Consider the following 26,330-nt stretch of genomic DNA (forward strand, 5'->3'; position numbering starts at 1 on the left):
CCGGCGGGTGTACTTGCGGGACAGATTGGCGAACCCCGACAGGAGGTCAGATGGCAGGCGACATCGGATGGCTCAACTCGTTGCCACCGGAGGCGGCCGTGCAGGAATTGCTGACCTGCTGCGCGTCCCGCCAGTGGGCGCAGAAGGTGGCGGCATCACGGCCTTACCCCGACGCCGCGAGCGCCACCGCCGCGGCCGTTGCCGCGGTATGCGAGCTGAGTTGGCCGGATGTCGAGGAGGCGCTGTCGGCGCATCCGCGCATCGGCGATCGTGCCAAGGCGGAATTGTCCGAACGCGAGGCGACGTGGTCACGCGGCGAACAGTCCGCGGCCGCGACCGCCGATGCCGCCGTGCTGGCCGAGCTCGCCGCGGGCAACCAGGCCTACGAGGACCGTTTCGGTCACGTCTTCCTGATCCGGGCCACCGGTCGCAGCGCCGAGGAGATCCTCAGCGAATTGCGTAAGCGCCTCGCGCATTCGGTGCTCGACGAGCGCATCAAGGTGCAGAGCGAACTCGCCGACATCACCCGCCTGCGCGTGCGAAAGCTGCTGGGGGACACGTGAGTCTGTCCACCCACGTGCTGAACGCGGTGACCGGGCGCCCCGCCGCCGGACTGCGGGTCCAGCTCTCCCGCGCCGACGGCACCGTGCTCGCCGAGCGGCACACCGACGACGACGGCCGCGTCAAAGACCTGCCCGCCCCCGAAACCGGAACGCACCGGCTGACTTTCGACACCGGCGAGATCAGCCCGTTCTACCCCTCGGTCGCCATCGACTTCACCGTCGCCGACCCGGCCGCGCACTACCACGTGCCGCTGCTGCTCAGTCCGTATTCCTACTCCACCTATCGAGGTAGCTGAACAATGTCGATCAAGCTCGGACCGAACCGATATGGCAAAGCGGAGACCCATGTCGTCAGTGTGTCGAAAAACGGTGGTGTGCACGAGATCCGGGATCTCAATGTGGGTGTCGCACTGTCCGGCGACATGGATGAGGTCCACCTCACCGGCGACAACGCCGCGGTGCTGCCGACCGACACGCAGAAGAACACTGTCTTCGCGTTCGCCAAGGAGCACGGCATCTCCTCGCCCGAGGCGTTCGGTGTGCTGCTGGCCGAACATTTCGTCGGATCGCAGCCGTCCATTCACCACGCGCGGGTCAGCGTCGAGGAATACGCCTGGGAGCGGATTGTTCTCGGCGCGAGCAACGAGCAGCATTCGTTCGTGCGTTCCGGTCAGGAAATTCGCACCGCACGGATACATTACGACGGCGAAAAGACTTGGGTCGTCGCGGGTTTGCAGGGTCTGGTGGTGTTGAACTCGACGGGTTCGGAGTTCCACGGCTACATCAAGGACAAGTACACGACGCTGCAGGAAGCCTACGACCGCGTCCTGGCCACCGAGGTCAACGCGGAGTGGCGCTACACCGGCGAGCCGAGCGACTGGGACAAGACCTACCGCGAAGCCAGGCGCGCCCTGCTGGAGGCGTTCGCCGAGACCTACAGCTACTCGCTGCAGCAGACGCTGTACGCGATGGGCGAGCGAGTACTGGCCGCCTGTCCGGAGATCGGCGAGGTCCGGCTGTCGCTGCCCAACAAGCACCACTTCGTCGTCGACCTGTCCGCCTTCGGACTGGCGAACGACAACGAGGTGTTCTACGCCGCCGATCGCCCCTACGGCCTGATCGAAGGCACCGTGCTGCGCGAGGACGCGCCCGCGGCCGGACCGGCGTGGGAGTGACGATGGACTTCTTGCGACCCACCAGTTGGGCGGACGCCCTCGACATCAAGGCGAGCCGACCGGACGCCACCCCCATCCAGGGCGGCACCGATATGATGGTCGAGCTCAATTTCGACAAGGGCCGCCCGAGCGCCCTGCTCGACCTCAACCCCTGCCGGGAGTTGTTCGAGTACCAGGAAATCGACGGCAAGCTGCGCATCGGCGCGGGAGTTCCGTACGTCCGGATCATCAACCGGCTCGGCGACCGGCTGCCGGGTCTGGCCCAGGCCTCGCGCACCGTCGGCTCGCCGCAGATCCGCAATCGCGGCACCGTCGGCGGCAATCTCGGCGCCGCCTCCCCGGCCGGCGATACCCACCCCGCGCTGCTCGCGGGTGATGCGGTGATCGAGGTCGAATCGGCCGCCCGCGGCAGCCGGATGATCCCGATCGACGACTTCTACGTCTGGGTGAAGAAGAACGCCCTCGAACCGGACGAGCTGATCCGCGCGATCTGGCTGGCTCCGGCCGCGGGGCCGCAATACTTCTCGAAGGTCGGTACCCGCAATGCCATGGTGATCGCGGTCTGCTCGTTCGCCGTCGCGCTGTATCCCGATGCCGGGACGGCGCGCACCGGCATCGGCTCCGCGGGCCCGACACCGTTGCGGGCCAGGCCAGCCGAGGAATTCCTTGCCGCGCAACTGCCTTGGCAGGATCCCGCCCCGCTCACCGAGCCGGTGCTGCGCGAGTTCGGCGCGCTGGTATCGGCCGCGGCGGCACCCATCGATGACGTCCGCGGCACCGCGGACTACCGCAAACACGCCCTGTCGGTGTTGGCTCGCCGCACCCTGAGCTGGGCGTGGACGGACTACCTGACAGAAAGGAAGGCAGCCTGATGCGGGTGACCTTCGACGTGAACGGCTCGCGGGAGACCGTCGACGATGTGTGGGAGGGCGAGAGCCTGCTCTACATGCTGCGCGAGCGGATGGGCCTGCCCGGCTCCAAGAACGCCTGCGAGCAAGGCGAATGCGGCTCGTGCACAGTCTATTTGGACGGCACGCCGGTATGTTCCTGCCTGGTCGCGGCCGGTCAGGCCGAGGGCCGCTCGGTGCGCACGGTGGAGGGCCTTACGCAGGGCGCGAAGCTCGATCCGATGCAGCAGGCGTTCGTCGAGGCGGGTGCGGTCCAATGCGGTTTCTGTACACCTGGTCTCATCGTGCAGGCGCACGACCTGATCGAGCACAACCCCGATCCCTCGGATGTGGAGATCCGCGAAGCGCTGGCCGGAAACCTCTGCCGCTGCACCGGATACGAGAAGATCCTCGATGCCGTGCGGCTCGCGGCCCAGCGGAAGGCGGCAGAATGACCATGGCATCGCGTAGCGATTCGATCAGGGGCGGCGGCCGGGCGACGGGTGGGCCGAAGGTCGTTATCGAAAACGCCTACATCGCACCGGTAGTCGGTCCGGAAATCGCCTCGGGTCACCTCGTGATCGCCGACGGCAGGATCGAATCCCTCGGCGCCGGACCGGCGCCCGCCGTGCCGGACGCGCAACGCATCGACGGCACCGGCTGTCTGGTCACTCCTGGCCTGATCAACACCCACCACCACCTCTACCAGTGGGCGTCCCAGGGCCTGTTCCAGGACTCGACGCTGTTCGAGTGGCTGACCGGGCTTTACCGGACCTGGGCGCGGATGGACGCCGAAGTCGTCTACGGCGCGGCCTCGGCCGGGTTGGGCTGGATGGCGCTGACCGGCTGCACCACCAGCAGCGATCACCACTACATCTTCCCGCAGGGTCGCGGCGATCTGTTCGACGCCGAAGTCCGTGCGGCGCACGAGCTCGGCATCCGATTCCACCCGTGCCGCGGCTCGATGGACCGCGGCCAGTCCGACGGTGGCCTGCCGCCGGACGAGGTGGTGGAGGATCGGGACGCGATCCTGCGGAACACCTCGGAGATCATCGACAAATACCACGATCCGTCGTTCGACTCGATGCTCCGGGTCGCCGTCGCGCCGTGCTCGCCGTTCTCGGTGAGCGAGGGCCTGATGATCGACGCGGCTTCGTTGGCGCGCAGCAAGGGCGTTCGACTGCATACCCATCTCGCCGAGACGCTCGACGAGGAAGAGCACTGCCGCGAGCAGATGGGTTGCACCCCGGTCGAATACATGGAGAAGCTGGGCTGGCTCGGCGACGACGTGTGGTTCGCGCACGCCGTGCACCTGCACGACGCCGATATCCGCCGCTTCGCCGAGACCGGCACGGGCATGGCGCATTGCCCGAGCTCCAACGCCCGGCTCGGCGCGGGCATCGCCCGGATCACCGACCTGCTTGCGGCCGGTGCACCGGTGGGCCTCGGGGTGGATGGCGCGGCCTCCAGCGAATTGACCTCGCTGGCCGGTGAATTGCGCCAGACCATGCTGTTCCAGCGCGCGGTGCACGGCCCGACCGCGCTGACCGCACGCCAGGCCCTGGAGGTCGGCACCCTGGGCGGCGCTCGGAACCTGGGCCGCCAGTTGGAGATCGGCAGCCTGGAACCCGGCAAGCTCGCCGATATCGCCGTCTGGCGGGTCGACGGCTTCCGGGCCGCGGTCCAGGATCCGGTGTGCGCCTTGGTCTTCGGGCCGACGCCACCGCTGGCCCGGCTGCTGGTCGGTGGCCGCACCGTCGTGGAGAACGACGAGCTGCGCACCGTCTCGCACGACGCGGTCGGCCGGGCCGGTGCGGCCGCGCGGAACCGCCTGCTACAGGAGGAATCTCGATGACCTCGACTCGAACCACCGGTTTCCCCGGTGAGGTCGCCGCGCCCGGTAAGGGTGGCGTCGGCGAGAGCCCGCTGCGGCCCGACGGCACCCTCAAGGTGAAGGGCGAATTCGCCTACTCCTCGGACCTGTGGATGGACGGCATGCTCTGGGGCGCCACGCTGCGCAGCCCGCATCCGCGTGCCCGCATCGTCCGGCTCGATATCGGCCCAGCGCTGAAACTGCCCGGCGTGCACGCCGTGCTCACCCACGAGGACGTGCCCGGCCGCAAGGTGTACGGGCTCGACCACACCTGGGATCAGCCGGTACTCGCCATCGACGAGGTCCGCCACCACGGTGAGCCGATCGCCCTGGTCGCCGCCGATCATCCCGAGATCGCCAGGCGCGCAATGGAAGCCATTGTGATCGAGTGGGAGGTGCTGGAGCCGATCACCGACCCGCTCGCCGTGGTCGCCGACCCGGAACGGCACAAGGTGCAGGAACGCGGCGGCATCACCCGGTATCAGCCGGTCCGCGTCGGCGATATGGAGGTCGGCCGGGCGCTGGCCGATGTGGTGGTGGCCGAGGACTATGAGGTCGGCATCCAGGACCAGGCGTTCCTCGGCCCGGAGTCCGGCCTGGTCGTGCCCGGCGAGGACGGCGGGCTCGACTTCTACGTCGCCACCCAGTGGATGCACTGGGACCTGACGCAGATCGGCCCCTGTCTCGGCTTGCCGGAAGACAAGATGCGGATGACGCTGGCCGGTGTCGGCGGCGCGTTCGGTGGCCGCGAGGACCTGTCGATGCAGATCCACGCGGGCATGCTGGCGCTCTACACCGGTAAGCCGGTCAAGATGATGTACAACCGCGAGGAATCCTTCTTCGGGCACGTGCACCGGCACCCCGCGCAGATGCGCTACGAGTACGGCGTCACCCGGGCCGGGAAGATCGTTTTCGCCAGGGTCCGGATCGTGCTGGACGGCGGTGCCTACACCTCCGCCACGAACAATGTCACCGGCAACGCTGCCTCGCTCGCGGTGGGCCCGTACGAGATTCCGAATCTCGAGATCGATGCGTACGGCGTCTACACGAACAACCCGCCCTGTGGCGCGATGCGCGGATTCGGTGCCGTGCAGGCCTGTTTCGCGCACGAGTCGATGATGGACAAGATCGCCGAGGCGGTCGGGCTCGACCCGGTGCACGTGCGGCAGATCAACGCCGTGAGCCAGGGTTCCAAGATCGCGACCGGGCAGGTCGTGCACGCACCGATGCCGATGGCCGAGATGCTGGGTCAAGCGCGCGACATGCCGCTGCCCGCACCGCTGGATGCCTCCGACATCCGGAACCTGCCCGGCGGCGCCTCGCAGACCACCCACGGCGAGGGCGTCGTGCGTGGCGTCGGCTACGGCGTCGGCATCAAGAACATCTGCTTCTCCGAGGGTTTCGACGACTACTCGACGGCGCGGGTGCGGCTGGAAGTGATCGGCGGCGAACCGGTCGCGCTGGTGCACACCGCCGCGGCCGAGGTCGGCCAAGGGCTGGTCACCGTCGAGGCGCAGATCGCGCGCACCGAGCTCGGCATCGAGCGGGTCACCATTCACCCGGCCGACAACCAGGTCGGCAGCTCCGGTTCCTCGTCCGCCTCCCGGCAGACCTACATGACCGGCGGCGCGGTGAAGGCGGCGTGCGAGGCGGTGCGGATGCGCGTACTCGCCCTCGCCCAGGGGCGTTTCGGCGCGACCCGCGGTCTTGCGCTGGTCGGCGGCAAGGTGGTGTCCCACACGGGCGAGGTATACGTCTCGCTGGTCGACCTGCTCGGTGACGAAATCATCGAGGAGACACGGGAATACCACCACAAGCCGACCACGGGCATGGATCCGGTGACGGGCCAGGGCGACAGCCACACCCAGCTCGCCCTGTGCGTGCACCGGGCCGTGGTGGATGTCGACACCGAACTCGGCCTGGTCAAGGTCGTCGCCCTGGACGCCGTCCAAGATGTCGGCAAGATCATGAACCGCTTATCGCTGGAGGGCCAGATCCACGGTGGCTCCGCCCAGGGCCTCGGCCTCGCGGTCATGGAGGAAATTCAAGTCCGCGACGGAAAGGTGCTGAACCCGTCCTTCACCGACTATCTGATCCCCACCATTCTCGACATGCCGCCACAGCGGCTGGAGATTCTGGAAAACGCCGACCCGCACGCCCCATACGGGCTGCGCGGCGCCGGAGAGCCACCCACGCTCTCCTCGACTCCCGCGATCGTCTCGGCCATTCGGGACGCATGCCGATCCGCGGGGGGAACCGTGCACATCAACCGAGTGCCGGTGCGTCCGGAAGACATCATCCGGAGCAGTTGATCAACAGGGGCAGACTGTATCGCTTCGCAGTACAGACCCCACAACGCAGAACCGAACCACGCGGTCCGGCCGCTGCGGCCGGATCGTAGGTCGGCTATGCCCCGAGGAGGGCACGCCATGACCCAAGTCCAGACCCACTCCTCCGTCCCGGAGCCGGTCACCGGAAAATCCCCGCTCGACCGATATTTCCGGCTGAGTGAACGCAAGACCACCGTCTCCCGCGAGATCCGCGGCGGCATCACCACTTTCGTAGCGATGGCCTACGTTATCCTGCTCGTCCCGCTGATCATCGGCGGGGTGCAGGATGTCGACGGCAATACCCTGAGCATCGCGCAACTCACCACCGCGACCGCGTTCTCGGCCGGGCTCAGCACCATCCTGATGGGTCTCGTCGGCAATGTTCCGCTCGCCTTGGCCGCCGGTCTCGGCGTGGTCCCGGTGGTCGCCTTCCAGGCGGCCCCGCATATGACCTGGCCGCAGACGATGGGCCTGGTGGTGCTGATGGGCGCCGTCATCGTGGTGCTGGCCGCGACCGGCCTGCGCACGATGATCATCAATGCCATCCCGCTGTCGCTCAAGAACGCCATCGGCGTCGGCATCGGCATGTTCATCGCAATGATCGGTCTGGTGTCCGCCGGGGTGGTGGGCCACGGCTCGCAGACCGGACCGCCGGTCACTCTGGGGGTGGCTGGTCACCTATCCGGTTGGCCCGTAGTGGTCTTCGCCGTCGGACTGCTGCTCATGCTGGCGCTGTTCATCCGCAAGGTGCCCGGTGCGATCCTGATCAGCATCGCCATCGCCACGGTGCTCGCCATCGTGGTCAACTCGCTGGCGAAGATCGATCCGAAGACGTGGGGTCCGGTGGTTCCGGAGACGCCGAAGGGTTTCTTCGCCGCGCCGGACTTCGGGTTGCTGCTGGATATCGACCTGCTCGGCGGTTTCGCCAGGGCAGGCGGGCTGGTCGCGGGCGTCGTGCTGTTCACCCTGGTACTCACCGGCTTCTTCGATGCCATGGGCACCGTGTTCGGGGTGTGTGACGAGGCGGGACTGCTCGATGAGCGCGGCACCATGCCGGGTCTCGGCAAGGTGCTGACCATCGACGGTGTCGCGCAGATCATCGGCGGCGTCAGCGGCGGCGCGGGCAATACGGTCTATGTCGAGTCGGCGACGGGCGTCGGTGAGGGCGCACGTACCGGCCTGACCAGTATCGTGACCGGTGGATTGTTCTGTCTCGCAGTGCTGTTCACCCCACTCGCGGCCGTGGTGCCGATCCAGGCGGCCGCACCGGCGCTCGTCCTGGTTGGTGCGCTGATGATGACCCAGGCCCGCAAGATCGACTGGGCCGACCTGGAAGTGGCGGTCCCGGCCTTCCTGACCATCGTGCTGATGCCGTTCACCTACTCGATCACCAACGGTGTCGGTGCCGGCGTCATCTCCTACGTGGTGATCAAGGCCGCGCGCGGGAAGTTCCGCGAAATCCACTGGCTGATCTGGATTGTCGCCGTGGTCTTCGCCGGCTACTTCGGCATCTCGGCCATCGAACTACTGCTCGGCGGATAGAACGGCGGATCAGAACAATGCGTGACCTCGCGGCAGAACTTTTGCCATGGCATCGGGCGGGCAAGTCCTACGCCGTCGCGACCGTCATCGGTGTCAGCGGCAGTGCGCCGCGGCCACCGGGCGCCGCCCTCGCGGTGGACGCCGAAGGTGTTGTCATCGGCAGCATTTCCGGTGGCTGCGTCGAGGGCGCGGTGTACGAGCTCTGCCGCGAGGCGCTGCGCACCGGGCAGCCGATCCGCGAAACCTTCGGGTACAGCGACGACGATGCCTTCGCTGTCGGCTTGACGTGTGGGGGCAAGATCGAGGTGTTCATCCAGCCGATCACGTCCGACGAGTACGACACGATCGAGGCGCTGCTGCGGTCGGCCGAGCCGGTGGCCCTGGTTCGTGACATGAATACCGGTGCCGCAATGGCATTGGGTCCCTGGTGGTCGCTCGGCTCGACCTTCGATCCGGTGGTGGTGGCGGAGGCCAGGGCGATGCTCGATGCGGGCACGACCGGGCTACGCGTCGTCGGCTGCGGCGACCGGGAGATCACGATCTTCGTGGAATCCTATGTACCGCCGCCACGCATGATCGTTTTCGGCGCAATAGATTTCGCGGCCGCCGTGACACGGATCGGCCGGTTCCTCGGCTATCACGTCACCGTCTGCGACGCCAGGCCCGTGTTCGCCACCAGAGCGCGATTCCCGGACGCTCATGAGATCGTCATCGACTGGCCTGACCGCTACCTGTCCCGCACCACGGTCGACTCCCGGACCGTGCTGTGCGTGCTGACCCATGACGCGAAGTTCGATATCCCCTTGCTGGAGAAGGCATTACGGCTACCGGTGGCATACGTGGGTGCGATGGGGTCCCGACGCACCCACGAGGAACGGATGGCCCTCCTGCGCGCCACCGGACTCTCGGAAGCCGAACTGGCCGCGCTGCATTCGCCCATCGGCCTCGACCTGGGCGGCCGAACCGCCGAGGAGACCGCGGTGGCCATTGCCGCGGAGATCGTCGCCGTCCGGCGTGGCGGCTCGACGCGCCCGCTCAACACGAGCGACGGACCGATTCATCGGGACTTGATTCCGAGCTGGTGACAAGTATCGGCTGGAGCATCATACGAAATCGACTTCGGAATGATCTATCAGCTTTGGGTTGATCTCATCTATCCCGCTACCGCGTAATCCCTGCATAATTGGTGAAATTCGACACAAAAGGACCCGATAATGCCGTTGATCTTTCTGAACGGTTCCGCCATGCGCGGAGGGCCGCTCAATCATCTGTTGAACGGCGCGCCGTTCGCCGGTGAAGCGAAAACCGCCCCGCGATACCGATTCTTCTCGGTCGGCGACCGCTTTCCCGGCCTCGAACCGTCGCCCGACGGCGGCCACTCGATCACCGGCGAGCTGTTCGACGTGCCGCTCGACGTGCTGCGCGAGCACCTGCTGCCCGCCGAGCCGCCCGAACTGGAGCTCGGCGCGATCGAGCTGGATGACGGCCGCTCGGTGCTGTCGATGGTCCTGCGCCGACCCCCCACGTCGTACCCGGAGCTGATCGACATCACGCGTATCGGCAGCTGGAAGAAATATCGCGAAGGAGCTGAATGAAGCATTACGCAGGGGAGTCCGGTCTCCCGAAATTCGACGTCAATTGTTCGATTCTCTTCACCGATCTACCACTGCTGGAACGTCCCGCCGCCGCCAAGGCAGCCGGTTTCGACGCCGTCGAATTCTGGTGGCCCTTCGGCGAAGATCCCACTCCGGCAGACAAAGATATCGACGCGTTCGTGCGGGCGATCGACGACGCCGGTGTGGAATTGATCGGACTGAATTTCATCGATCTGATTCCGGTCGGCCGCGGCCTGGTCTCCGTGCCCGGCGAGGCGACGAGGTTCCGGGACAATATCGAGGTGGCCGTCGGCATCGCCGAGCGCACCGGCTGCCGCGCGCTGAATGCCCTCTACGGCAACCGCATCGCGGGGGAGGACCCGGCGAAGCAGGACGAGCTCGCGCTGGAGAACCTGCGGCTCGCCGCCAACGCCGCCGCCAGGATCGGTGCCGTGGTGCTGGTCGAAGCATTGAATGCGCATGAGTCGCCGCACTACCCGATCGTCAGCGCCGAGCACGCCATCCGGGTGATCGAGCAGACCGGCGAGCCGAACGTGCGCTTCCTCTGCGACCTCTACCACCTTGCCCGGATGGACGAGAACCTGATCCAGGTGATCAAGACCTACGCGCGGCACATCGGCCACGTGCAGATCGCCGACGATCCGGGCCGCGGCCGTCCCGGCACCGGCGACCTCGACTTCGCGACGCTCTTCGAAACCCTCACCGCCGCAGGCTACGACGGCTGGATCGGCCTCGAATACAAAGACCCCGAGCTGGATTGGAAGTGGATCAAATGAGTCGCATCGGATTTATCGGCCTGGGGATCATGGGTAGCCCGATGGCGGGTCACCTGGTCAAGGCCGGACACGACGTGACCGGCTACGACATCGGTCCCAAGGGGCTGGACAAACTGAAGGCCGACGGCGGTTCGACTGCCGCCAGCGTCGCGGAGGTGGTGCGCGACAAAGATATCGTCATCACGATGCTGCCGCAGGACGAGCAGATCGAGCAGGTCTTCCCCGACATCGTGGAGCACACGGTGCCGGGCACGCTGTACATCGACTTCTCGACGATCACGCCGAAGACCGCGAAGTGGACCGCTGAGCAGGGCAAGAAGAACGGCCTCCGGGTGCTGGACGCCCCGGTCAGCGGCGGGGAGACCGGGGCGGTGAACGCGGCCCTGTCGATCATGGTCGGCGGGTCCGAGGCCGATTTCGCGGCCGCGACGCCGATCTTCGAGACGGTCGGTAAGACTTTCGCCTTGGTCGGCGGTAGCGGCGCGGGCCAATGCGTCAAGGCGGCCAACCAACTCGTCGTCGGCGGCACCTACGCCCTTGTCGCCGAGGCGATCCTGCTGATGGAGAACCTTGGCGCGGACGCGGCGAAGGGTCTGGACGTGCTGGCCGGCGGGCTCGCGGGCAGCAAGATCCTCGAACTCAAGCGGGAGACCATGCTGGCCCGCAACTTCGTGCCCGGCTTCCGGATCGACCTGCACCACAAGGACATGGGCATCATCTTGCAGGCCGCCCGCGAGGCCGAGGTGGCCATCCCGATGGGCGCGCTCACCGCGCAACTGATCGCCGCGGGCCGGGCCATGGGCTACGGCTCGCTGGACCACTCCGGCCTGCTGCTGGTCGCCGAGGCACTGTCGGGCCGGGGCGAGGCATGAGGATGCCCGCCATGCCCATGGCGCAATCGCTTGCCCGACACGAGAAATGCGCCCTCGGCCTGCCCGACGGCTGGGTGCGCACCGACAAACCGGCCGACGGTACTGGCCTGCATTCGATGCAATCCCGCAGCGGACGCCAGAACAAGGAGAGCTGACCATGGCACGGATGCGTACCGTCGACGCCGCGGTCCTGATTCTCGAAAAGGAAGGGGCGACACAGGCGTTCGGCCTACCCGGCGCCGCGATCAACCCCTTCTACAGCGCGATGAAGGCGCACGGCGGCATCAAGCATGTGCTCGCTCGTCACGTCGAGGCCGCCTCGCACATGGCCGAGGGCTATACCCGCGCCATCGCGGGCAATATCGGTGTCTGCATCGGTACGTCGGGTCCCGCCGGAACCGACATGATCACCGGCTTGTATTCGGCGAGCGCGGACTCCATTCCGATCCTGTGCATCACCGGTCAAGCGCCGGTGGCGAAGCTGCACAAGGAGGACTTCCAGGCCGTCGACATCGCCTCGATCGCCGCGCCGGTGAGCAAGTGGGCGGTCACCGTCCTCGAACCCGCCCAGGTGCCAGGCACCTTTCAGAAGGCGTTCCGGCTGATGCGTGAGGGTCGGCCGGGCCCGGTTCTGATCGACTTGCCGATCGATGTGCAACTCGCCGAAATCGAGTTCGACATCGAGACATACGAGCCGCTGACGGTGCCCCGCCCCGCCGCGACCAGGGCGCAGGCGGAGAAGGCCATCGCGATGCTGAACGCGGCCGAGCGGCCGCTGCTGGTCGCCGGTGGCGGCATCGTCAATGCCGATGCCGCGGGCCTGCTCGTCGAATTCGCCGAGCTGACCGGGGTTCCGGTGGTGCCGACGCTGATGGGCTGGGGCACCATCCCCGACGACCACCAGCTGCACGCGGGCATGGTCGGCCTGCAGACCTCGCACCGCTACGGCAACGCCACCATGCTCGAGGCCGACTTCGTGCTCGGCATCGGCAACCGGTGGGCCAACCGGCACACCGGCGGCATCGAAACCTACACCAGGGACCGCACTTTCGTGCACGTCGACATCGAGCCGACGCAGATCGGCCGGGTGTTCGCGCCGGACTTCGGCATCACCTCCGATGCCGGTGCGGCGCTGGCGGTCTTCCTCGAGGTCGCCCGCGAACTCGCCGCGGCGGGTGAGCTGCCCGACCGCAGCGCCTGGGCCGCGCAGGTGCGGGCGCGAAAGCAGCTCGGCCAGCGCAAGACCCACTTCGACAACGTGCCGATCAAGCCGCAGCGGGTCTACGAGGAGATGAACCGCGCGTTCGGACCCGACGTCCGCTACGTCTCCACTATCGGCCTCTCCCAGATCCAGGCGTCGCAGCTGCTGCACGTCTATCGGCCGCGGCACTGGATCAACGCGGGCCAGGCCGGACCGCTCGGCTGGACGCTGCCCGCCGCACTCGGCGTCGCGACCGCGGACCCGGATTCGACGGTGGTCGCGCTGTCCGGTGACTACGACTTCCAGTTCCTCATCGAGGAATTGGCCGTCGGCGCGCAATTCAACATCCCGTATATCCATGTGCTGGTGAACAACTCGTACCTGGGCCTGATCCGTCAGGCGCAGCGCAACTTCGCCATGGACTACTACGTGCAGCTCGACTTCGACAACATCAACAGCCCCGAGGTCGGCGGCTACGGTGTCGACCACGTCAAGGTCGCGGAGGGGCTGGGCTGCAAGGCGATTCGCGTCTTCGAACCGGACCGCATCGGTCAGGCGCTGGAAGATGCGAAGAAGATGATCGTCGAACACCGGGTACCGGTGGTCGTCGAATGCATCCTCGAGCGGGTGACCAATGTGTCCATGGGCCTGGAGATCGACAACATCGTCGAATTCGAAGAGCTGGCGCTGTCCGCAGCGGACGCGCCGACCGCCACCGTCGCCATCGAACCGGAGCCGGAACCGGTAGGAGGCGGCAGGTGAGCGGGCCGGACGCTCCGTTCTCGAGCGAACTGCGCGGCGGGTGGCGTGACGGACACTGCGTCGTCGCCCCCGACAAGTTCAAGGGGTCGCTGACCGCGCCTCAGGTCGCCGCGCATATCGCGGCCGGACTCCGCCGGGTCCGCCCGGACGTCCCCGTCGTCACCATGCCGGTGGCCGACGGCGGCGACGGCACCGTCGACGCGGTGGTGGAGTCGGGCTTCGTCCGCTTCCAGACGAGCGTCACCGGTCCACTGGGATTGCCGGTGGCGGCCTCGTTCGCGATGCGGGGCGAAGCGGCCGTGATCGAGCTCGCGGAAGCGTCCGGCCTGCGTCGGCTGCCGATTCGGCCGACATTCCAAACCGCCATGACCGCAACCAGTTACGGCACCGGCGAGCTGATCCGGGCGGCGGCCACCCGCGGCGCCCGGCGGGTGGTGCTCGGTCTCGGCGGTAGTGCGTGCACGGACGGGGGAGTGGGCATGATGTCCGCGCTCGGGGTCCGCTTCCTCGACGAGCACGATCGCGAGCTGGCGCCGGGTGGTGCGGCGTTGAGCCGGTTGGCCCGCATCGACGCCAGTGACATGCTGCAGGTGCCGGTGATCGTCGCCTCCGACGTCGACAACCCGCTGCTCGGCCCGCGCGGCGCCGCGCAGGTCTACGGGCCGCAGAAGGGGGCCCGCCCGGGCGATATCGACGAATTGGAATGGGGCCTCGCACGTTTGGCCTCGATCGTCGAACGCGACCTCGGCGCCGAGGTCGCCGAACGGCCCGGCGCCGGTGCCGCGGGCGGGGTCGGCTACGCCGCGCTCGCCTTCCTCGGCGCGACCGTGCGGCCCGGCATCGAGATCATCCTCGAACTGATGTCCTTCGCCGAGCAGATCGAGGGGGCGCGGCTGGTGATCACCGGCGAAGGCTCCCTCGATCCGCAGACCCTGCACGGCAAAGCGCCGGTCGGGGTCGCGCGGGCCGCGGCAGGCGCTACCGTGCCGGTCGTGGCGGTGGCGGGGCAGCGCTCGCTCACCGGCGAGCAGCTGCGCCGCGCGCACATCGAGCAGGCGTACGCGCTGACCGACCTCGAACCGGACCCCGAGGTGTGCATCGCGAACGCCGGACCCCTGTTGGAACGGCTGTCCGGTGAGATCGCCGGGGCCTGGCTGGGAGCGAGCGCTCATGCATGATCTGGTCATCCGGTCCCGGCGGGTCGCTCTGCCGGATGGAATTCGCGCGGCTTCGATTGCCGTGCGGGACGGCAAGATTGCCGCGCTGGCCGACTACGAGGCCGTGCTGCCCGCGGCGGCGACCACCGACCTCGCGGACCTGGTCGTGCTGCCCGGCCTGGTGGATTCGCACGTGCACGTCAACGAGCCGGGGCGGACCGAGTGGGAGGGTTTCGCCACGGCGACCAAGGCGGCCGCGGCCGGCGGGGTGACGACGATCGTCGACATGCCGCTCAACTCGCTGCCGCCGACGGTCACCGTGCCGCATTTGGAGACCAAGCGGTCTGTTGCGGATGGGCAGTGCTACGTGGATGTCGCCTTCTGGGGTGGTGCGATTCCGGGCAATCTGGCGTCGCTGCGACCGTTGCGCGAGGCGGGTGTGGTCGGCTTCAAATGCTTCCTCTCGCCGTCCGGGGTGGAGGAATTTCCGCCGCTCGGGCTCGGCGAGGTGGAGGCGGTGATGCGCGAGCTCGCGGCGTTCGACGGACTGCTCGTCGTACATGCCGAAGATCCGGTGCGGCTGCACGATCCGGTCGACGGGTCCTATCGCGCGTTCCTCGATTCGCGCCCGGGGGAGGCGGAAAAGGCTGCGGTGCAAGAGGTTATCGCGCTCGCCGAAGCTACCGGCGTGCGTGCGCACATCCTGCATGTCTCGGCGGCGGCCTGTCTCGGACCGCTGGCCGAGGCGCAGGCGCGTGGCGTGCGGATCACCGCGGAGACCTGCCCACACTATCTGACCCTCTCGGCCGCCGAAGCGTCGTCCACGGCATTCAAGTGCTGCCCGCCGATTCGCGACGCGGGCAATCAGGACGCGCTGTGGCAGGGCCTGGCCGACGGCGTGCTGTCGTGCGTGGTCTCCGATCATTCGCCGTGCACGCCCGACTTGAAAGAGGGCGATTTCGCGACCGCCTGGGGTGGTATCTCATCGCTGCAGATCGGGTTGCCCGCCGTGTGGACCGCCGCCGCCGAGCGCGGGTTCCGGCTGACCGATGTCGTCCGGTGGATGGCCGCCGCGCCCGCCGAGCTGGCCGGGTTGCCGAACAAGGGCCGGATCGCGATCGGCTGCGATGCGGACCTGGTCGCCTTCGATCCGTGGGCGCCGATCACCGTCGATCCCGGCGCGCTGGCCCACAAGAATCCGATCACGCCCTATGGCGGGCGTGAACTCCGCGGTCTGGTCCACGCCACCTGGCTGCGCGGCCGGGTCGTCGGCAACGGCCACCCGCCCGCGGGCAGCCTCATCTCCGTGCGGCACAACCGACAAGGAAACCATGTCTGACTTCACCAGCCTGCCCGATCTAGCGCTGCGCACCAACCGCGCGGGCGTGATCGCCGCGAGCGACGAATCGTTCGAAGAACGCGAAAACCTCATCAACCCTTGGGAACCCCGCTTCGCGGCGCACACCTTCGGCCCCAAGGGGCAGGAGTACGACGGCTGGGAAACCCGCCGCCATCGCGGTCCCGGCCACGACTGGGCCATTGTCCGGCTCGGCATGCCCGGCGTGATCCGCGGCGTCGTCATCGACACGGCCTGGTTCAAGGGCAATTATCCGCCCTTCACCTCGGTCGAAGCCTGCCGCGCTCCCGGCTATCCGTCACCGGCCCAACTGGATTCGGCCGATTGGGTGGAGATCGTGCCGCGCAGCGCCCTCGGCGGCGACGCGAAACACGAGCTCCCCGTCTCCGACGACCGCATCTTCACCCACGTACGCCTGAACATCTACCCCGACGGCGGTGTCGCCCGGCTCCGCGTGCATGGCGAGGTAGTACCGGACCCGACCCTGCTCACCGGTCTCACCGTCGACCTGGCCGCGCTCGAGAACGGTGCGCGAACCGTCGCCTGCTCCAACATGTTCTACTCCGCCCCCGACAACATGCTCGCCCCTGGTCTCGCCCGCAACCAAGCCGAAGGCTGGGAAACCGCCCGCCGCCGTGACAACGGAAACGACTGGGCCGTCATCCAACTCGCCGCCCAAGGCGTCCCCGCCCTGATCGAACTCGACACCACCAACCTGCTCTTCAACGCCCCCGGCGAAACCCGCCTCCTGGCCATCGATCACCAAGGCCCAGAACCCCTCCCGCCCACCGACGCCCCCGACTGGTTCGAGCTCCTGCCCCGAACAACCCTGCAACCCGACACCCCCCACCGCTTCCGCCTAACCCCCACCGCCCGCCCCGCCACCCACATCCGCGTCGACATCTACCCCGACGGCGGCATAGCCCGCCTCCGCCTCCTCGGCACCCTAACCCCCGCAGCCGAGCGCGACCTGAACTCGCGCTGGCTATAGGACCTTTTACCAGTGGTGGGAAGTCTGTGCTCGGCCACTCAGCCAGCTTCAGTCTTCGATCAGTCCGACCCAGATGTAGTCGCGGGCGCGAGTGAGAGCAACCATGGTTTGTCGAGCGGCAAGGTCCGCTCGGTCCCGCTCGCCGTCCGTGAGTTGGTCGGCGGTCTTTGTCGGAATCTCGGTCGTGTGGAAGACCGCTGCGAAGTCCATTCCCTTGGCTCGGTGAACGGTGCCGACCTTTACTGCGTCCTGGTGGGAGCCGTCATATTTGTCCAGCGGCATGACACTGATTCCAGCGCGAGCGAGAACTGTCATATAGCGCTCGGCTTCTCTGTTCGTCATGGTGATCACCGCGATGTCGGACCAAGGGACGCGGGAACCAGTGATTGCTTCCACCAGCTTTGCCCCGACTTCTTTGCGGCGGACGGGTTCTGCGGCGGCGTAGCCACCGGGCAAGACGATCTCGGTGTCCCGTAACACGAAGCCCGGTTCCCCGTCGAGGTCGTCGACGGTGTTGCTGGCGTCGATGCGCTTGGCGTAGTCGTGCACGGCTGAGCGGTTGCGGTAGTTGACGCGCAACACTGCCCCGCGTCCCTTGATAGGAATGCCGGCATCGGACAGCCGCCAGCCGCCGGGGTACACCTGCTGTTGGCCGTCCCCGACAAGGAGTAGTGGAGCGTCAGCTCGCCCTCCGGCGATGCGGTGGACTAGTCGGAGTTCCATCAGGGTGAAATCCTGGACCTCGTCGACCACGACCAGCCCGAAGGGTTCGTCCAGCGGGTGGGCATCCAGTTCTTCGATCGCCTTGGCGATGATGTCGTTGAAGTCGTGCGCATCGCGCTCTTGCAGGCGTTGCCGGTAGGGCTGGTACAGCTGCTTCCAAACGGTTTCGCGGCGTGCTCCGTCGAGACGGATTCGATTGCGGCCGGTGCGGTCGATGCGCTTGTACTCGTCGAGCGTAGTGATGCCACGTCCTTTGATCACGCGGTCGATCTCTTCCCGCCAGTAGGACGGGCTAGCTTCGATAGTGCCGACAACTCGCCGTGCTGTCTGCCAGGTCCGGCTGAACGCGTCTTCGGCTGCCGTGGTGTTGAGGGTGAATGCGACATCGCGGTCCTTGAGAAACCGAGTAGTCCAAGCATGTAGCCCGACGAACGCGGCCCGGTCGGCTGCGAGCGGGGCCAGCCGCAGGAACCCCGAGCGATGGTAGCCAGGAAGGGTTTTGACGAAGCTGGTGAACAGCAGCGGACCAGGATTATTTTTCGCGAATCGGGCCATTCGATGCAGTGCGACAACCGTCTTACCTGTTCCAGCCGGCCCGCTCAACCTCGCCGGGCCGTTGAAGTTTCGGTGTACGAGATCGAGTTGGTCGTCATCGAGAAAGGTCATCCACTCCTGGAATGGTCTGGCCAAAATCTTGGTGCGCTTGCTTTCGTGCAGCTCAGCTGTGGCAAAGAGCCCCTCGGCGGAGACCGGTTCGGCTGCCGGGGCATTGTCGGTGGAAATCAGTGTGTATCTGCGGCTGCGGCCAGCCAACTCCGTAGCGATGTAGCGAGCATGTTTGGGTGATAGCCCGGTCTCCTGCGCCAGGAGTGTCCGGCGCATCGTGATCGGATCTACGGCCAGGAAGCGCTCCTGCACACCGGTGTTGACTGCCTGCTCCATGAGCAGCATCACCTCGAGCATATGCGGGACGTACTTGCGGCGACCGTACGTGACTCCCGCGATGGCTTCTTCTGCTTTTGTCCGTATCCGGCTCAGGTGAGTCGTCTCGGGAATGGCGTCGACGAACACAAGTGCGAATACGCCACTCGGACCGATGGCGAACCCTGCTGGACGATCCTGTGGCGGAAACGGTATGCCACTATCGATGAGGAGGTGCCACCGGGACTCCATTGGCGGGACCGACAGGAACAGGCGGTGTTTGGCGGTCAGTCCAGGCAGCCTGGCGAGCTGCTGCTCGACCCAAGCGCGACGCCGTTCGCGATTGATATCACTCATGAAGTTCCCCCTCATGCCTGGCGGCAACCGACTACAGCGGTCATCGGTCGAACTCAGCGTAGCTCAGGACGCGCGGGACGATCGTGAATTACACTCCGTGACAGTCTGATTCAACATGTGTCCGCACGCTTGGACTGCTGCCGCCGACTCTTGCGGCAAAGGGGGATGTGGGATTGGCCGACTTGGAAACCTTTGTCGGACAGGTGTGGAGCCCTGACGTCCGATTGCTTGCCGAGGACGCCTGGCGGTGCTACAACGCGGGCGCAATCCGCGCCTGCATAGCGGCAACCTGGACAGCTGTCACTGCCGACATCATTACCAAACTTGTCTGGTTGGCAGACGACGGCGACAACAAGGCGGTGTCCTTCCGGAACAGTATCGCCGCAGCGCAGAGTAAGGGTTTGCAGCGCGATGGGGTGCGCGCGATGCAGAGCATCGAATCGTCCCTGCTTGCCAACGCGGTTGAGTTCGAGCTGATCGATTCGATCGGCCTACGCGAGTTGGAGCGTATCCGCGAAGACCGGAACCTGTGTGTCCACCCGTCCTTGCGCACACTGGACGACGTATATGAGCCCCGACCGGAGGTCGCCCGCGGGCATCTGGCGGTCGCGCTGACCACATTGCTCATTCACCCGCCCGTGCAGGGCCGCAAGGTGGTGAGTGGGCTGGCTGCATATATAGACGACCCCTCCTTTGTGCCGACCGTTCCGTATATCCAGGCCACATTCTTCGACCGAGTTCGATCGGCAACAAAGCAGACGATAGTCAACCTTGCGGCGAAGCACGCGGTACTCGAAATCGACACGCCAGGCCAGCTATCTGCCGCGGACTACGCAGACCGCATGGCCGTGGCTCTCGATGCTTTTGCCCAACGTGACCGAGAATCCGTGCGAGCGGCGGTAGCCAAGCAAAAGGAACGATTTCGGACGCTGGATGGCGCGACGCAGTTGCGCACTCTTGGGCGTCTCGGTGATCACGACTACTTCTGGAGCTCCGTCGACCGTGCCCTCGCAACGCGGTTGCTCGGCCTGCTCGACGCACCCTCGTCAGTTGCTGAAGGGCAAGCCTTCCCGCGCGATCTCGCTGCAGGCCTTGCGGTGGTGCGGAGCCGGGACGCACGCGAGGGGTTGCCGGGCTTGGAGCAGCGGTTCGAGGACCTGCCATGGATCGACCGTATGGCCGTGGTAATTGCCGCGCGTCCTGATCCATACTTCCTTCCTTCGGTTCTCGAGTTCATCAAGGAAGCGTGGTCGTTCCGCACGGGCGAACAAGCTGGAAGGCTCCTCATCAAGCACGCTCCATTTTTGACTGTCGACATCCTGGCGACAGCGCTCGAGAACTGGTGCACCAACGTGCAGTGCCGTCGTGCAAGCGAAATGCCGGAAATCGCAGTACGCCTTCTCCAACATACGGCGCATCTGGGCCAGAGTCGCGCCAAGCCCTTTGCCGAGTTCCTCTCCGGCGTACAGGAAATGGAAGAAGAGGGTGACTACTACAGTTATCCCGCGCTCGAGGCCGCGCTCGTTACCCACGGATACTTGCGATAGGTGTCCAGTACGCACGGCTCTGAAGCCGGTCCGCTCCGCGCGGCGGGCAGGGGCACCAACCCTGCCGCCGCGTCGCCTTCGCCGAAGGGAACTCCGCAATGCGCGGGAATGCCTGCTGGCCACCGCCTGGTGCAGCTGCTTGGTATGGGTGGCTGAGACTGCCGGACCTGGGCCGCAGTTTGCTTCCGGTACCAGGGCGGCCTGTGGGGCGACGGGCGCGATAGTGTCCGAACATGTCGACCAGCAGCGTCAGGATGATCAGTGGTTGCGGGGCCGGGTGTGAGCGGGCGTTGCGGTGACTGTTTACGACGCGACGGGTCGGACGTATGCGGCGACTAGGCGGCCTGATCCGCGTATCGGCGCAATGATCGATGGTGCGTTGCGTGGTATGGGCACGGTGCTGAATGTTGGCGCGGGTACCGGTTCGTATGAGCCGGGTCGGACGGTGCTAGCGGTAGAACCTAGTCAGGTGATGATCGGCCAGCGCCCGCCGGGGGCCGCGTCCGCGGTTCGGGCGACCGCGGAGCACCTGCCGGTTCGCGACGGATCGGTGGACGCGGCCCTTGCGGTGCTCACCATCCACCACTGGTCCGATTTGGCGTGCGGGGTCGCCGAGATGATCCGAGTTGCCCGGCGCCGCATTGTGATTCTTACCTGGGATCATGCGGTCTTCCGCGAGTTCTGGTTGGTGCGGGACTATCTGCCCGCCGCGGCGGCGACGGATGCGAAACTTGCTGTCCCGCTGGAGAGACTCACTGTGCTACTGAAAAACCCTGAGATACAACCGGTCCCGGTCCCGCACGACTGCGTCGACGGCTTCGGGGGCGCGTACTGGCGCAGGCCTGAAGCCTACCTCGATGAAACCGTCCGAGCCGGTATGTCGATGCTGGCCCTGACCGCGAAACACCTACTGCAACCAGGCCTGTCGCGGCTACGGCAAGATCTCGAGTCCGGCGCATGGCCCGCTCGCTACGCGGACCTGACCGACCGGCCCGCCCTGGACCTCGGATACCGGCTGGTCACAGCCGATCTCGCGAGCTGAGTGAGGAACTCGCTACCGCCGACGGCGCACGGGCCTCCCAGCCCGCGTCAAGCCGATCCGGTGGCCGATATCGACGAGCAGGTCGGCGGTCAGCGCCGGGTCGCCCGCGGTATCGCGGTCGGTGTAGTCCGACAGCGCGTATATCTCGGCGAACCCTGTGCGAGACCAATACTTTCGGGGGATCTCATTGCGCCCTGCCACGGCGACGACCGGGACGGGCCCGGCCCGGCGGGCGACGACCGCGGGTAGCTTGCCGCGCTCGGACTGCGCATCGAGGCAGCCCTCACCGGTGACGATGAGGTCTGCTTCCGCGCGGTGGCGGTCGAAGTCGAGCAGGTCGAGGAAATACTCGGCACCGGAGGTCATGCGAGCGCCGAGCAGCATAGCGGCGAACCCGATCCCACCCGCGCTGCCAGCGCCGGGACTGGCGGCGAGGTCGGCGGCTTCGGGAAAACCGTTGCGGGACAACACCTCCACCAAGTGATGAAGACCCCGATCGAGCAGATGTATTGCCGTCAGGTCAGCGCCCTTTTGTGGCCCGTACACGGCGGGCGCTCCTTCCGGCCCGGTCAGCGGATTGGTCACATCACCAGCGACTACCAATCCGACGGAGGAAAGGCATACCGCCCGTGCGACCTCGATCGAAGTGATGTCGAGCAGAGCCCGACCGCTCGGCGCCAAGATGCGTCCGGTCTCGTCGATGAAGCGGAACCCCAAGGCGGTGAGCAGACCGATACCTCCGTCGGTGCTCGCACTGCCACCCAGGGCAAGCACTACACGTCGCGGATCGAGTCGCAGCGCTTGCCGAAGGGCGTGTCCCAGACCGAGACTCGACGCATCGAGCGCATGCATACGCCCGCTGGGCAGGGTCGCGAGTCCGCAGGTATTCGCGACCTCGACGACGACGGTGTCACCGCGGACCGCCATCCGTGCGCGACGTGGTAACCCCGTCGCCCCCGCGACGGTGATCGTCTGACCGGCGAACCCGGCGGCGACGGCGGCATCGACACTGCCGTCGCCGCCGTCCGCGAGCGGAAGCTGCTCACTGTCCACACCGGACCTCGAAAGACCAAGGGCGAGATGATGAGCGACCTCGGCTGCGGTCAGGCTTCCCTTGAATTTGTCGGGAGCGACGAGCACCTTCATGCTTCCAGCACCCTGATCAACGCGGCCGCCGAAATGACGGTGGTCACGCCGCCGATCCGGGTCGAGATCTGGGCGAACGGCATCAGATTCATCCGGTTCGAGGCCGAAAGTATCGCCACATCACCGGTTCCGCCGAGCCCGCTGTGGCACACGGTGACCAGCGAGGCGTCGACCGGATACATACCGATGGCCCGGCCGACCCAGAACCCGGTGGCCGCCATCGACAACACGACGGCGACGCAGGCCGCCACGTAACCCACCGAGAGCACGCCGATGATGTTCTTCAGCGGCAGATACAGCATGCCGAGACCGATCATCGTCGGATAGATGAAGTGTCGCGCGATCACCGTGTACACGCCGCGCACACTGTCCTCGACCACGGTGGGGAAGACCCCGAACAGCTTGCACAGGACCGACATGATGATCACCAGCACCGGTGCTGGCAACTCGACAAACCGCTCCAGCAGCGTGGCGAGCACGAAGAGACCGCAGATGATGAGGACGCCGAGTGCGTGGTTGCGGGTGCGCGCGGTCAGGTCGGGGTGCGGAACCGGAGCCACCGCAGCGGTCTCGGATGCGGGCACCTTCACCAACTGGCCCCCACCGTCGAGCTGTGGTCGGCGATCACCGAGCCTGCGCAACAGGCCCGCGGTGATCACCGCGGCGATATTCCCGACAATCGCCGCCGGAATGAGCTCCGCGACATAGCTTTCCGGCTGCCCGCCCAACGCAGACGCGTACGCGGAGGAAAGGGGAATGACGCCTTCGCCGATGCCGCCCCCGATGATCGGGACCACGATGTAGAACAGCGCCCGATGAAACCCGTACCCGAATGCCATGGCGACGCCGATCCCCACCGAGACAGCAACGAATGTGCCGAGCACCAGCGGCGGGAAGATGCGGATCAGACCACCGATCATCACCTTCCTGCTCATGCCCAGGATGCTGCCGACCACCAAGGTGCAAATGATGAAGTAGAGGAAGTTCGCCTGTTTCATCAAGACGGTGACGGCCGCCAACGTGTTCGAATTGAACGCCCCGAAGTACACCAGGATCGACGGCACCATCAGACAGACCAACGCCCCACCGCCGATCTTCGAGATCACCGGAAGCCGATTGCCCAAGGGGCCGAGCAGCATGCCGAGCCCGACGATCACGGCGAGCCCGCCGATCATGTTCTCCGGTATCGCGTCGAAGAGACCTGCGGCGAGCACCCCGGCGGTCAGGAGTATCGGAACGATCAGCGGGATGCCGTCGAGGGTCGGCAACGTGAACGATCGCTCGGGCCGTGCCTGCAATTTCATGATCGGCTCACGCCGGTCATCGATGCTGCGGACGCGAGCTGCGTGCGCACCTGCCCGCCAAGGGATTCCGTCGTTCCGGACCCGCCCATATCGGGCGTCATGGCCGACTTGTCTCGCGAGAGCACCGTTTCGACGGCGGACAACACGGCGGCCGCGGCGGTGTGTTCGCCCAGATGCTCGAGCATCATCGCCCCGCTCCAGATCTGACCGATCGGATTGGCGATTCCAAGCCCGGCGATATCGGGAGCAGAGCCGTGCACCGGTTCGAAAAGACTCGGAAACAGTCGTTCGGGGTTGATATTTCCACTCGGTGCGATGCCGATGGTCCCGGTGCAGGCGGGCCCGAGATCGGAAAGAATGTCGCCGAAAAGATTGCTCGCGACGACCACGTCGAACCAGTCCGGATGCAGGACGAAATTGGCCGTCAAAATGTCGATGTGATACTTGTCGACATCGACCTCGGGATAGTTCTGCGCCATCGCGGCGACACGTTCGTCCCAATAGGGCATCGAGATGGAGATACCGTTGCTCTTGGTCGCCGACGTGAGGTGTTGCTTCGGCCGCCGCCGGGCGAGTTCGAAGGCGTACTTCAGGATTCGATCGACGCCGGTCCTGGTCATCACGGTCTCCTGGATCACCGTTTCCCGCTCGGTGCCCTCGAAGATCTTGCCGCCGATGCTCGAGTACTCGCCCTCGGTATTCTCCCTGACCACGTAGAAATCGACATCACCAGGTAGCCGGCCCGCGAGCGGACTGCTGATACCCGCGAGCAGCCGGACCGGTCGCAAACTCACGTACTGATCGAAGTGCCGCCGGAACTGCAACAGACTGCCCCACAGCGAAATGTGGTCCGGGACGGTCTCGGGCCAGCCGACGGCACCGAAGAAGATGGCGTCGAAACCGGCCAGCTCGTCGAACCAACCGTCCGGCAGCATTTTTCCGGTGGCGGAATAGTATTCCGCGCTCGCGAAGCCGAACTCGGTGAAATCCAGGGTGAAATCGAATGCGGCCGCTGCGGCTTCCAGCACTCGAACTCCCTGTGGCACGACTTCTTTGCCGATACCGTCTCCTGGAATGACCGCAATTCGGTGAGTTGCACCCATCGTCGCGTGCTCCGATCTTCTTGATAGCGCCCCGGTTTCCGTTGTCATGGGGTCGGTCACAACGGTAGGCTCGGACATTCCGCGGCAAAAGATAGGAACGAGAAAGATACTCTTTCCGGAGTGGAAAAGACGAGGAGGTCGCCGTGTACGGTGCGTCCACCGACGACGTCACATTCTTCGACATCGTCGCCCGTTCGCGCAGCCTGACCGAAGCGGCCCGCGAATTCGGTATCTCGGTGTCCTCGGTCAGTAAACGACTGGCGCAGATGGAGGCCCGGCTCGGCGTGCTGCTGGTCCAGCGCAGCACGCGGCGGCTGACGCTGACGCCGGAGGGGGAGCGCTACGCTGCGGGCGCCTCGTCGATCGCGGCCCAACTCGCGGAGTTGGAAGACTCGATCTCAGGGCAGCGCCACGACCTGCGCGGCCGGGTACATATCCGGTCGACGATCGGTCTCGGCCGGGCCCATATCGCGCCGCTCGTCGCGAATTTCGTCGATCGGCACCCGGAAGTGCAGGTGGATCTGGAGCTTTCGGCGCTGCCGCTCAATATCGGCGGCACCGGCTTCGACATCGACATCAGGGTCGGCGCGTTGCAGGATTCGCGATTGACCGCGACCCGGCTGTGGGTGAACCGCCGCGTGGTGTGCGCGTCACCGGAATACGTGCGTCGGCACGGTGCGCCCGCGAATCTCAAAGAGCTCGAACAACACAACTGCATCATCTTGCGCGAGAACGAGTCCGACTATGCGCTGTGGCGATTCGAGAGCGCGGGCAAGGAGATCTCGATCCGGGTGGCGGGCAACTTGATCAGCAACGACGGTGACGTGATCACCCGCTGGTGCCTGGACGGCCGAGGCCTGGTGATGCGGTCGCTCTGGCAGGTCGGCCCGCTATTGCGGGACGGCTCACTCGTCCAGATATTGCCCGAAGTCGATACGCCGAGCGCGGACATCTCCGCGGTGTATGCCGCCGCCGCGCCACTACCGCGGCGCACCCGTGCCGTCATCGACCACCTGAAGGCCGGGTTGGGTCAGCGAATCGACGGTCGGCCGGACTGAGCGCCACGCGAGCGGAAACACCTGTGG

Annotated in this window: 24 protein-coding genes; 20 read left to right on the plus strand and 4 right to left on the minus strand. The window is 66.3% G+C overall.

Annotated elements, in window-relative coordinates; all coding sequences use genetic code 11:
- The first annotated feature begins 50 nt into the window (after window positions 1-50).
- The 17 genes from uraD (at window position 51) to alc (ending at window position 17,102) form a co-directional block, all read left to right on the plus strand.
- Complete coding sequence (gene uraD, locus KV110_RS18165; RefSeq protein ID WP_218477468.1) at window positions 51-563, plus strand: 2-oxo-4-hydroxy-4-carboxy-5-ureidoimidazoline decarboxylase; 513 nt, start codon at window positions 51-53, stop codon at window positions 561-563.
- Window positions 560-859 carry a hydroxyisourate hydrolase gene (gene uraH, locus KV110_RS18170; protein ID WP_218477469.1) on the plus strand — a complete coding sequence of 100 codons (300 nt, stop codon included), beginning with the start codon at window positions 560-562 and terminating at the stop codon, window positions 857-859. Before uraD ends, uraH begins: the two co-directional genes overlap by 4 nt.
- A 3-nt stretch (window positions 860-862) precedes the next feature.
- Window positions 863-1,738, plus strand: a complete 876-nt coding sequence (gene pucL, locus KV110_RS18175) for a factor-independent urate hydroxylase (RefSeq protein WP_218477470.1) — start codon at window positions 863-865, stop codon at window positions 1,736-1,738.
- Between the two features lie 2 nt (window positions 1,739-1,740).
- Window positions 1,741-2,610: an FAD binding domain-containing protein gene (locus KV110_RS18180; RefSeq protein ID WP_218477471.1), complete on the plus strand. Its 870-nt coding sequence runs from the start codon at window positions 1,741-1,743 to the stop codon at window positions 2,608-2,610.
- On the plus strand, window positions 2,610-3,080 hold the full coding sequence (locus KV110_RS18185) for a (2Fe-2S)-binding protein (RefSeq protein WP_218477472.1): 471 nt from the start codon (window positions 2,610-2,612) through the stop codon (window positions 3,078-3,080). The genes KV110_RS18180 and KV110_RS18185 overlap by 1 nt, the downstream gene beginning before the upstream one ends.
- Before the next feature lie 2 nt (window positions 3,081-3,082).
- Window positions 3,083-4,480 (plus strand): 8-oxoguanine deaminase, encoded by a 1,398-nt coding sequence (locus KV110_RS18190; protein WP_218478582.1) that lies wholly within the window; start codon window positions 3,083-3,085, stop codon window positions 4,478-4,480.
- A complete protein-coding gene (locus tag KV110_RS18195) occupies window positions 4,477-6,810 on the plus strand; it encodes a xanthine dehydrogenase family protein molybdopterin-binding subunit (protein WP_246634617.1) in 2,334 nt (777 codons plus the stop codon). The genes KV110_RS18190 and KV110_RS18195 overlap by 4 nt, the downstream gene beginning before the upstream one ends.
- A 117-nt stretch (window positions 6,811-6,927) precedes the next feature.
- A complete protein-coding gene (locus KV110_RS18200) occupies window positions 6,928-8,370 on the plus strand; it encodes an NCS2 family permease (RefSeq protein WP_218477474.1) in 1,443 nt (480 codons plus the stop codon).
- Between the two features lie 17 nt (window positions 8,371-8,387).
- Entirely contained in the window at window positions 8,388-9,455 is a 1,068-nt protein-coding gene (locus tag KV110_RS18205) for an XdhC family protein (RefSeq protein WP_218477476.1), read from the plus strand.
- A 129-nt stretch (window positions 9,456-9,584) separates the two neighbouring features.
- Entirely contained in the window at window positions 9,585-9,965 is a 381-nt protein-coding gene (locus KV110_RS18210; RefSeq protein WP_218477478.1) for an allophanate hydrolase-related protein, read from the plus strand.
- Complete coding sequence (locus KV110_RS18215) at window positions 9,962-10,762, plus strand: hydroxypyruvate isomerase family protein (protein ID WP_218477479.1); 801 nt, start codon at window positions 9,962-9,964, stop codon at window positions 10,760-10,762. The genes KV110_RS18210 and KV110_RS18215 overlap by 4 nt, the downstream gene beginning before the upstream one ends.
- Entirely contained in the window at window positions 10,759-11,634 is an 876-nt protein-coding gene (locus KV110_RS18220) for an NAD(P)-dependent oxidoreductase (protein WP_218477481.1), read from the plus strand. The genes KV110_RS18215 and KV110_RS18220 overlap by 4 nt, the downstream gene beginning before the upstream one ends.
- Before the next feature lie 11 nt (window positions 11,635-11,645).
- On the plus strand, window positions 11,646-11,789 hold the full coding sequence (locus KV110_RS18225; RefSeq protein ID WP_218477483.1) for a hypothetical protein: 144 nt from the start codon (window positions 11,646-11,648) through the stop codon (window positions 11,787-11,789).
- Between the two features lie 2 nt (window positions 11,790-11,791).
- Entirely contained in the window at window positions 11,792-13,597 is a 1,806-nt protein-coding gene (gcl, locus tag KV110_RS18230; RefSeq protein WP_218477485.1) for a glyoxylate carboligase, read from the plus strand.
- Window positions 13,594-14,775 carry a glycerate kinase gene (locus tag KV110_RS18235; protein WP_218477487.1) on the plus strand — a complete coding sequence of 394 codons (1,182 nt, stop codon included), beginning with the start codon at window positions 13,594-13,596 and terminating at the stop codon, window positions 14,773-14,775. Before gcl ends, KV110_RS18235 begins: the two co-directional genes overlap by 4 nt.
- Complete coding sequence (allB, locus tag KV110_RS18240) at window positions 14,768-16,093, plus strand: allantoinase AllB (RefSeq protein ID WP_218477490.1); 1,326 nt, start codon at window positions 14,768-14,770, stop codon at window positions 16,091-16,093. Before KV110_RS18235 ends, allB begins: the two co-directional genes overlap by 8 nt.
- Window positions 16,086-17,102 (plus strand): allantoicase, encoded by a 1,017-nt coding sequence (gene alc, locus KV110_RS18245; protein ID WP_218477493.1) that lies wholly within the window; start codon window positions 16,086-16,088, stop codon window positions 17,100-17,102. Before allB ends, alc begins: the two co-directional genes overlap by 8 nt.
- A gap of 48 nt (window positions 17,103-17,150) precedes the next feature.
- Here alc and KV110_RS18250 read toward each other — a convergent pair whose 3' ends face one another.
- The gene (locus KV110_RS18250) at window positions 17,151-18,896 is read right to left on the minus strand and encodes a UvrD-helicase domain-containing protein (RefSeq protein ID WP_246634619.1); all 1,746 of its coding nucleotides are present in this window, start codon (window positions 18,894-18,896) and stop codon (window positions 17,151-17,153) included.
- A gap of 374 nt (window positions 18,897-19,270) precedes the next feature.
- On the opposite strand from KV110_RS18250, the gene KV110_RS18255 reads away from it, so the two are divergent.
- Together KV110_RS18255 and KV110_RS18260 are read left to right on the plus strand one after the other, a co-directional pair.
- Window positions 19,271-20,650 carry a hypothetical protein gene (locus KV110_RS18255; RefSeq protein WP_246634620.1) on the plus strand — a complete coding sequence of 460 codons (1,380 nt, stop codon included), beginning with the start codon at window positions 19,271-19,273 and terminating at the stop codon, window positions 20,648-20,650.
- 388 nt (window positions 20,651-21,038) lie between these two features.
- Entirely contained in the window at window positions 21,039-21,692 is a 654-nt protein-coding gene (locus KV110_RS18260) for a class I SAM-dependent methyltransferase (RefSeq protein ID WP_246634750.1), read from the plus strand.
- Between the two features lie 12 nt (window positions 21,693-21,704).
- Here the strand turns inward: KV110_RS18260 and KV110_RS18265 are convergent, their stop codons facing one another.
- From KV110_RS18265 to KV110_RS18275, 3 genes are read right to left on the minus strand one after another with little or no spacing between them, the layout of a single operon-like run.
- Window positions 21,705-22,838: a glycerate kinase gene (locus KV110_RS18265; protein WP_218477497.1), complete on the minus strand. Its 1,134-nt coding sequence runs from the start codon at window positions 22,836-22,838 to the stop codon at window positions 21,705-21,707.
- Complete coding sequence (locus tag KV110_RS18270; RefSeq protein ID WP_218477498.1) at window positions 22,835-24,142, minus strand: 2-hydroxycarboxylate transporter family protein; 1,308 nt, start codon at window positions 24,140-24,142, stop codon at window positions 22,835-22,837. The genes KV110_RS18265 and KV110_RS18270 overlap by 4 nt, the downstream gene beginning before the upstream one ends.
- Complete coding sequence (locus tag KV110_RS18275; protein WP_218477499.1) at window positions 24,139-25,245, minus strand: tartrate dehydrogenase; 1,107 nt, start codon at window positions 25,243-25,245, stop codon at window positions 24,139-24,141. The genes KV110_RS18270 and KV110_RS18275 overlap by 4 nt, the downstream gene beginning before the upstream one ends.
- Before the next feature lie 143 nt (window positions 25,246-25,388).
- Here KV110_RS18275 and KV110_RS18280 point away from each other — a divergent pair, with 143 nt between their 5' ends.
- Entirely contained in the window at window positions 25,389-26,303 is a 915-nt protein-coding gene (locus KV110_RS18280; RefSeq protein WP_218477500.1) for a LysR family transcriptional regulator, read from the plus strand.
- The last annotated feature ends 27 nt before the right edge of the window (window positions 26,304-26,330 follow it).

This window comes from Nocardia iowensis, assembly GCF_019222765.1.
Taxonomy (GTDB): Bacteria; Actinomycetota; Actinomycetes; order Mycobacteriales; family Mycobacteriaceae; genus Nocardia; species Nocardia iowensis.